The sequence below is a fragment of the Candidatus Rhabdochlamydia sp. W815 genome (genome assembly GCF_018642185.1).
In the GTDB taxonomy this organism is placed as follows: domain Bacteria; phylum Chlamydiota; class Chlamydiia; order Chlamydiales; family Rhabdochlamydiaceae; genus Rhabdochlamydia; species Rhabdochlamydia oedothoracis.
In genome coordinates, this window is record NZ_JAAVTY010000005.1 from 20,775 (window position 1) to 28,762 (window position 7,988).

The window sequence follows — 7,988 nt, forward strand, 5'->3', positions numbered from 1 at the left end:
TCGTGAAAAAAACTCAAAGCCAAGATCAGCTAAGATCGTTTAAATTAAAAAATATTCTTTTTTCTAGCCGTCTTTTCTGTTATATTTTGCCTGGGCTCAAACTCTATTAAACAACTCCTAAGATGTAAAAAATGAGTGCGCTTTTTCATAGTTTTACTTCTCTCTTTGAAATTCTAGTAATTACTTTGGTGATTAACTATTTACTTATGTTTTTCTGGAATACGCGTTCTATGGATGTGGTGTTGGGATTATTAGCTATTTTATTAGCTTTTTTCTTTGCTGCTTGGTTAAATTTTCCGATATTACACAGAATTATAGGATTGTTAAGCAATACAGCATTATTGGGGTTATTAATCATCTTTCAACCGGAAATGCGTGTAGCTTTATCTAAGCTTAGTCCTAAAGGACGACGTTATAAAGAAGTAACAGAATTTGATAAGTTCTTAGACCATTTAGGAACTTCTGTATATCGTCTTGCAGAAAAAAGACTCGGGGCTCTTATTTTACTAGAAAACGAAGATTCCCTAGATGATTTTGCCAGAAAAGCCATACAACTCAATGCAACTTTTTCTTCTGAGCTACTAGAATCCATTTTCGATACAACAACTCCTCTGCACGATGGTGCAGTGATTATTCGCAATACGACTATTCTTGCTGCTTCTGTAATTCTGCCTCTTGCTGAAGATAGCCTACAACTAACCAGGTCCATGGGTACACGGCATAGAGCAGCTTTAGGAGCAAGTCAATTGACAGACGCTGTAATTATCATTATCTCCGAAGAAGCGGGCAGAGTTTCTATTGCTCGTGATGGAGTGATGACACCTGGCGTGAAAATTGACAGATTTAAAGGAATTATCCGCAGCATTTTTACACCTCCTGCTCCTATGAACACAAATTTTAAAACTAAACTTAACTTTAGAAATTGGTTTCAGAAATGAATGCTGTAATTTCCAAAATATTCTCTAATTGGCTTAGAAAACTTGTAGCCTTAGTTTTAGCAATTATTATCTGGTTTATTGTGAACCAAACACTGATTAGTACACGCACTATTAATAATGTCCCTATTCGCATCATTAACCTACCTCCAGAAAAAATATTGGAGGGAATACAGACAAACGGACATCTTATTAAACAGCTCAATCTAACAGTCACTGGCAACAAAACCATTATTGACGAGTTAAGTTCTTATGATTTGGAAGTTGTGTTGGACGCAACGGATAAACCAGACGAATTCATGGGTACCATATCTAAAAAAAACCTGTCTTCGCTAAATCCTGAAATTGATCTATCTAAAGTGATTAAACGTGTTCAATACCCTAGCTTTATTGTGCGAATGACTAATTTAGTAACAGAGCAAATACCTATCATCATCACTAAGCCCATAGGAGAAGCCCCGCGCGGTTATCAATTTTTAAATATCTGGCCCTATCGCTTACTTCTTACAGTACAAGGACCTGAAGATACTTTAAAACGGCTCAAAGAAAAAGAGTTAAGGCTTACTTTAAACCTTAATGAAGTGAAAAAATCACAACTTGATGCTCTAGACCACGTTGAACAAGAGGTCATTAGCTTTTTTGTACCTGATTATTGGACACAGATTAAAGTGCCTTCTTTAAGCGATGTTCCTATCTCTATCGATGATCCAAACGCAAAATTACTTAGAATAGATTTTATTCGTTCTAGCTTTTCTCCTCTCAATTACGCTATCCCTGTATCTTTATTCTTTCCTATTGAAACCTTAAACAAATTAAACCCCGATACAGTGCAATTAGCTGAATCTACTTTGTTGAAAAAAATACACGGACAAGGCGTCCTTCAGATTCCTCTTTTAGTTAATGGATTGGGACCTCGCTTTTTAAATCTTATTGAAAAAATGATTCAGATCGAAATTATCGTTATACCACACGCTAAGCAAGAAAGGCTTTCTTGGAATGTACAACTGGTTAATCCCAGGCAATTAGAAAACCAATATGTACAAGCTTTTAACGGAGAGCTCGTCGATCCAGATATTTTGCTATTAGCTCCTATACTAAGAGAGGAGTACTTAAGAAATCGCTTTCGCAGTTATGTAAATCGTCTGCTATTATTCAAAACCGATGAAACAAAACTAAATCTATCTATTTCCCTAAAAAAAAACGTAATTACTATCGAAGAAATGGATTCTTCTGTTAGCCTTACAACACCATCTAATTTGTAATAAATGAAATATCAAATCACCCTTTTAAAAAGCAGCCTTACACAAACAGGTGGATTAGAAAAATACACTTGGCAGATAGCACAAAGATTTTGTCAAAAAAATCTTCCCGTAACTCTATTAACAACAGGAGCTTCTCATCCTCCGTTTATATCAGATTACCTTAACATCGTTTCTTTTCCCATTGACTATCGATTAAGCGTTTTGAATCTATTGCAATTTAATCGTTGCTGCGCTCAATACATAAAAAAGCATCCTACGCCGATTATTTTTGGATTAGATCGCAATCAATTTCAAACGCATATTCGTGCAGGAAATGGAGTCCATGCAGCTTATTTAAACTACCGAGCACAAGAAGAAGGGGTATATAAAAAGCTTAGCTTCTTTTTTAACCCCTTACATCAAATGACTTTACAATTGGAAAAGAAAGCTTTTGAGCACCCAGAATTACAGATTTTATTTACAAATTCGCATCTTGTTAAACAAGAAGTGCTCTCTCACTATGATATTGCTCCAGAAAAAATACAAGTTGTACATAATGGAGTAGAATGGACTGCCTTGGAGCCTCATTTTCAAAGTTGGCATCAAAAAAAACAAACTATTCTCCAGGAATTAAAACTCCCTTCTTCTTGCTACCACTTCTTATTCATTGGAAATAATTACCGCCGTAAAGGGTTATCTAAATTGCTACAAGCTCTTTCTTTGATAGACAATCAGAGCTTTCATTTAAGTGTAATTGGAAAAGAATATCATTTAGCAGACTTTGAACAACAAGTATCAGAGCTAAATCTAGAATCTAAAGTCACCTTCTTTGGGCCTAGAAATGACACCTATCAATTCTATCAATACGCTGATTCTTTAGTTATCCCTTCTTTCTATGATCCTTTTGCCAATGTTACAGTTGAGGCTCTTGCTATGGGCTTATTCGTCGTGTCCTCTGCACGTAATGGCGGCTCAGAAATTCTATCCCCTACTAATGGAACCGTAATTGAGTCTTTAGAAGATATATCCTCATTTGCTCAAGCTCTACATACAGCCCTTTCTCATCCCAAGACAGAGAAAAGCGCGGTTGCTATTCGCGAATCTGTAAAAAGCTTCGATTTTTCCCATCAATTAGATCGCATGGTTGAATTAATCTTAGATCCTGTTTAAAATCTTTTCAAAAGTAGAGCAATAAAAGCAAGAACCACCATATTCAGGCTTGCATGTAGTTTTCTTTCCCAATTTTTCCATAGCCTGCGACATTTTTCTATCCACGCAAAAGAACGCTCTACAACCCATCTTTTGGGAATAACTGTAAAAGTATGAAGTGTATTTCTTTTGGCTATTTCTAATATGCATCCTAATATCTCCTGCACACTCTTTGCAAATTTTTCTCCGGAATATCCTCCAATGGTTTTTATGTAGTGAAAATGCTTCTATACACCCATTTCTGTCAGTGATATTAGCAGTGGTAATGTGAATCGCATGAGGGAGCCCTTGGGTATCGACTGCTATATGTCTTTTTATTCCTGATATTTTTCCCCCTGCATCATATCCTTATCTTCTCCGCTGTATCAGTATTTTTAACACTTTGAGCATCAATAATTAAAAAGCTTGTTTTCTCTTTCCGACCACTGCTTTTAAGGAATCCTTCCATTTTATACTCCTTATGAAAAAGGAGCCAGAATCATTTTTTATCTCTCAATTATCAAGCAAAATCTTCATGCGTTGGCCCTGACATACGCCACTGGCAACCACTTTTTAAAATGTACAAAATTCCACAAAAAATATCATATATAGTGGTTCCGATTCAATCTTATAGAAAAATATAGGATTAACGACAAGTTTCAAGTCGTTGACTTGAAACCCATTCCGTTTGAATTGGCACTACTATAGATCAACTCTTCGTGGACGTGTTTTTTTGCGTGTAGACTCAAGTATTAGATGGATTTTGCTAAATTGTTTACGAGAAATATCGCTTGGATAAGAGCGGATCATAATTACCTCCAAAGGTTTTATGAAAACTATCATTATACCTTACTGAAAAGATTTTAAACAGGCTCTTAGCAAATTTATCTATATCGAGCAGACTGGTTGTGTAATAACATATCTCTAGATATGTCTCGAACAGTTTCTAGCATCCGCACTCTAAATTCAAGATTTTGTTTTAATGGTCAGTCGCCTGTATGTCTTTTTATTTCCTGATATTTTTTTCCTGCGTCGTATCCTTTTTTTTCCGCATCGAAAAGATGCGAAATAGGCTTTTAGATTTTCACTAATCATTTTTTTTGGAAATTGATTCAAAACTTTTAAGAAAAAATTATTATAATCTTTATTTGTAAGTTGAAGTTTTTTTATGAAAATAGTATGTTCTTCTCCCGATAAATTTAAGTCTGACTTAGTAATCTTTTCTTTTTTTTTGGCAATTTTTTCTTTAATATAGTCTTCTATAAATATACGACGTGTATCTTCACTATATCTGGCTTTTACTTCATCTGCTTTAAACTCAGGAGAGCTTATGAGATCGATAGACAAAGGATCTGGTGCTAAATTTGGATGGTTCTTTATAAGCAAGGACCAAAGTAACTTAAGCTCTTCCTCGTAATTTTCTTTTTTGGCAATTTTTTCTTTGCAATAGTCAGCTAAGAATTTAATACATGTCTGTATGCTATACCTGGCGTGTACTTCATCTTTTTTAAACTCAGGAGATTTTATATATTGAAAAGTTAATGGAGGGGATAGTTTGACATAAGTCTTTTCAAGTTTGAAGTGCACAGAAGAATTAAAAAAAGAATAGGCAGGCGATGAAAGAATCTCTATTGTGATTTTTAACAATCAAACACAAGGAGAGACCTTGCCTAAAGGCTACCATCACCTAACCTATGACCAAAGATGTCAGATTTATATTTTAAAAGCTAGAGGAGATACATCTAGCTCAATAGCAAACATTCTAAAAGTTCATCATAGCACTATTAGTAGGGAACTTAAGAGAAATAAAGGGCAACGAGGATACCGTCATCAGCAAGCTCAAGAAAAAGCATTTCTTAGAAAAAATTCTCAGCCCAATAAAAAAATGACTCCTCAAATAGTTACCCGTATTGAAGAAAAAATCAAGTTGCAATGGAGCCCTATACAAATATCCGGATGGCTTAAAAGACATGGTAAAGAACATGTTAGTCATGAGACCATCTATAATCATATCTGGAAAGATAAACGACAGGGAGGACAGCTTTATAGAGAGCTCCGTCATCGAGGGAAAAAATATAACAAGCAGAGAAAGGGAGCTTCTGGAAGAGGGAACATGCCTGGTCGTATAGATATTAAGCAACGGCCTTGTATTGTAGAAAAAAAGACTCGTTTAGGAGACTGGGAACTAGATACAGTCATAGGGGCAGGACATAAAGGCGTAATTGTATCAATGGTAGAAAGAACTTCCAAGCTAACTAAGCTCGCCAAAGTTTCTCATAAAACTGCAGAGGAAGTAAGTCAAGCGTTAATTGAACAACTTAAACCTATCAAAGATTTTGTACACACATTAACAGCAGACAACGGAAAAGAATTTGCCTATCACCAAATGGTTAGTTTCGAGCTAGAGACAGACTTCTACTTTGCAACGCCCTACCATTCTTGGGAAAGAGGCTTAAATGAGCATACAAACGGACTAGTTAGGCAATATTTTCCTAAAACACAAAGCTTTTTAGATACGACTTCCAAGGATATAGAAAGGGTGGAAACTTTACTAAATAACAGACCTAGAAAGGCTCTCAACTTCGAAACTCCACTAGAAGTGTTTACGAGATTATCTACAAACATGCTATGCTCGGGTGCACAATAGATGTTTTTTCAAGTATTTATATGTTCTTTTTTGTGCACTTCAAGGTTGAAAGGGCCAAATATTTTTCTATCCGATTGAATCGGAACCACTATATATTATCAAAAGTTGGCAAAAAGAACCAAAAAGTTTTAGAATTAATCCATTCCATCACACTTTGGGACTAAACATCTTAGAGATCCTTTTGAAGGAATACAAGGGAGAATCCCAGCATTATACATTTGCACTAATTTATCAAAATTAGTCCAAGAAATAGCAGAAGTGCTCCGAGCTAGAGAATTCAATCTTGTGAAAATAGTAGCTCTTACTATGTGATCATCCAGATAAGAGCCTACATTTGTTGCAACCGCAGAAATTAAATTCTCTTGCAACTGCCTAGCAGAGCTAATTGGTGATAACTTCTCGAATAGTGTATGAAAGCGATTCATCGTAAAAATAGACTACACCTATTCCTTTCATGATTTGGAAAATCCATCTTAAAGTAGGGTTTGCCACTTCCTTACTCAGCTGATTTAAGTAAAGTACTTTCTTTGTACTTTCAGTTGCTCTCTTAACCTAAGATTATAAATCATTAAAAATAAAATCATTATCATCTTTCATCTCATAGAAAGATTTGCAAAAAATGTGCAGAAAATATATAGGATGTATATTAGAAATAGTGTCGCAGGCTATGGAAAAATTGCGAAAGAAAACTACATACAAGCCTGAATATGATGGCTTTATTGCTCTACTTTTGAAAAGATTTTAAACATCTTCTTAAGCTTTATATATAAAAATTTAATACATTTTTTAATAAATACAAAACCCACAGAGAAAATTTTATGATTCATGAATCACACACACACTCAGCACAAGCTCTAAACACAGTAACAATTGATTTCCCTCATACTCAGACTGCATCGGCAACTATACGCAAAACCGCGATCACAGCTGCAAAGATAATAGGTTTACTAACCGCTGGGGCAGGAATTAGCTATCTAATAGCCATCAACAGATTCAAAAGCGATCCCTGCTTGAAAAATTCTTCTTTTATTATAAACAGTCCTGATGAATCCTTCTGGGATGGTTGCTGTCGCCCTTTATTTAATTTGGGAAAATGTCTTGGAGAGAAAATCTCAAACTTTTCCCATGTTTTAAATCAATGTCCCAGATCAGTCGAAAGCGGTTTCTGCTTGGAAAATGCTCCTTTTATTATAAACAGTCCTGATGAATCCTTCTGGGATGGTTGCTGTCGCCCTTTACTTAATTTGAGAAGATGTCTTGAAGAGAAAATCCCAAACTTTTCCCATGTTTTAAATCAATGTCCCAGATCATCTGATTGTGATCCTTAAAGAATTAAAATGATGTCCTAGACAGGACTTGTATTTACAGAAGGCAATTTATTGACAGTGTCAACTTGGTGTATGCCAGTTTGATTTCAAGTTAAGAGTCGATATTTCTTTTGTGAAATAAAAGGCGTTCTTTAAGGTCTTGGACAGCAAAGTTTAATGCGGGAGATAAGTCCAGGGTTCTCTGCGGAATCTTTTTTTAAAGAAAACTATTTTAGATTCTTCGCTCCATTATGCTATCCGAAATGAAATGGGCAAGACAATGTATATCACGGCTTCTAAGAGCCTGTTTAAAATCTTTTCAAAAGTAGAACAATAAAAGCGAGAACCACCATATTCAGGCTTGTATGTAGTTTTCTTTCGCAATTTTTCCATAGTTTTTTTCTACAACCCATCTTTTGGGAATAACTGTAAAAGTATGAAGTGTATTTCTTTTGGCTATTTCTACTATACATCCTAATATCTCCTGCACACTCTTTATATCCTCTATCTGCTAAAACATTTTTTACACCGAACAAATGGTTTTTATGTAGTGAAAATGCTTCTATAGTGGTTCCGATTCAATCGCATAGAAAAATATAGGATTAACGACAAGTTTCAAGTCGTTGACTTGAACCCCATTAAGCTAGCCGTTTGAATTGGCACTACTTTA

The 7,988-nt window shown here is 35.2% G+C and carries 7 protein-coding genes and 3 pseudogenes; 6 read left to right on the top strand and 4 right to left on the bottom strand.

Going from position 1 to position 7,988, the window contains the following annotated elements; all coding sequences use genetic code 11:
• Window positions 1-131 precede the first annotated feature (131 nt).
• Genes RHOW815_RS01030 through RHOW815_RS01040 form a run of 3 tightly spaced genes read left to right on the top strand, consistent with a single transcriptional unit; the run spans window position 132 to window position 3,346 of the window.
• Complete coding sequence (locus RHOW815_RS01030; protein ID WP_215216521.1) at window positions 132-938, top strand: diadenylate cyclase; 807 nt, start codon at window positions 132-134, stop codon at window positions 936-938.
• A complete protein-coding gene (locus RHOW815_RS01035) occupies window positions 935-2,197 on the top strand; it encodes a YbbR-like domain-containing protein (RefSeq protein ID WP_215216522.1) in 1,263 nt (420 codons plus the stop codon). Before RHOW815_RS01030 ends, RHOW815_RS01035 begins: the two co-directional genes overlap by 4 nt.
• Before the next feature lie 3 nt (window positions 2,198-2,200).
• The gene (locus RHOW815_RS01040; protein WP_215216523.1) at window positions 2,201-3,346 is read left to right on the top strand and encodes a glycosyltransferase family 4 protein; all 1,146 of its coding nucleotides are present in this window, start codon (window positions 2,201-2,203) and stop codon (window positions 3,344-3,346) included.
• Here RHOW815_RS01040 and RHOW815_RS01045 read toward each other — a convergent pair.
• Both RHOW815_RS01045 and RHOW815_RS01050 read right to left on the bottom strand, forming a co-directional pair.
• Window positions 3,343-4,174, bottom strand: a pseudogene (locus tag RHOW815_RS01045) (IS5 family transposase). The gene RHOW815_RS01040 and the pseudogene RHOW815_RS01045 overlap by 4 nt on opposite strands.
• Window positions 4,175-4,330: 156 nt before the next feature.
• A complete protein-coding gene (locus tag RHOW815_RS01050; protein ID WP_215216524.1) occupies window positions 4,331-5,011 on the bottom strand; it encodes a hypothetical protein in 681 nt (226 codons plus the stop codon).
• 19 nt (window positions 5,012-5,030) lie between these two features.
• Between RHOW815_RS01050 and RHOW815_RS01055 the strand changes: the two genes are divergently transcribed.
• On the top strand, window positions 5,031-6,011 hold the full coding sequence (locus RHOW815_RS01055; RefSeq protein WP_502757466.1) for an IS30 family transposase: 981 nt from the start codon (window positions 5,031-5,033) through the stop codon (window positions 6,009-6,011).
• A 134-nt stretch (window positions 6,012-6,145) separates the two neighbouring features.
• Here RHOW815_RS01055 and RHOW815_RS01060 read toward each other — a convergent pair whose 3' ends face one another.
• Window positions 6,146-6,436, bottom strand: coding sequence for an aromatic amino acid lyase (locus RHOW815_RS01060; RefSeq protein ID WP_215216526.1), 291 nt, complete (start codon window positions 6,434-6,436; stop codon window positions 6,146-6,148).
• A 231-nt stretch (window positions 6,437-6,667) separates the two neighbouring features.
• Between RHOW815_RS01060 and RHOW815_RS08425 the strand changes: the two are divergent.
• Both RHOW815_RS08425 and RHOW815_RS01065 read left to right on the top strand, forming a co-directional pair.
• Window positions 6,668-6,756 (top strand): annotated as a pseudogene (locus RHOW815_RS08425) (IS5/IS1182 family transposase); the annotation flags it as partial.
• Window positions 6,757-6,829: 73 nt separating this feature from the next.
• A complete protein-coding gene (locus tag RHOW815_RS01065; protein ID WP_215216527.1) occupies window positions 6,830-7,339 on the top strand; it encodes a hypothetical protein in 510 nt (169 codons plus the stop codon).
• Window positions 7,340-7,626: 287 nt separating this feature from the next.
• Here RHOW815_RS01065 and RHOW815_RS08430 read toward each other — a convergent pair.
• Window positions 7,627-7,814: pseudogene (locus RHOW815_RS08430) on the bottom strand (IS5/IS1182 family transposase); the annotation flags it as partial.
• Window positions 7,815-7,988: the final 174 nt, after the last annotated feature.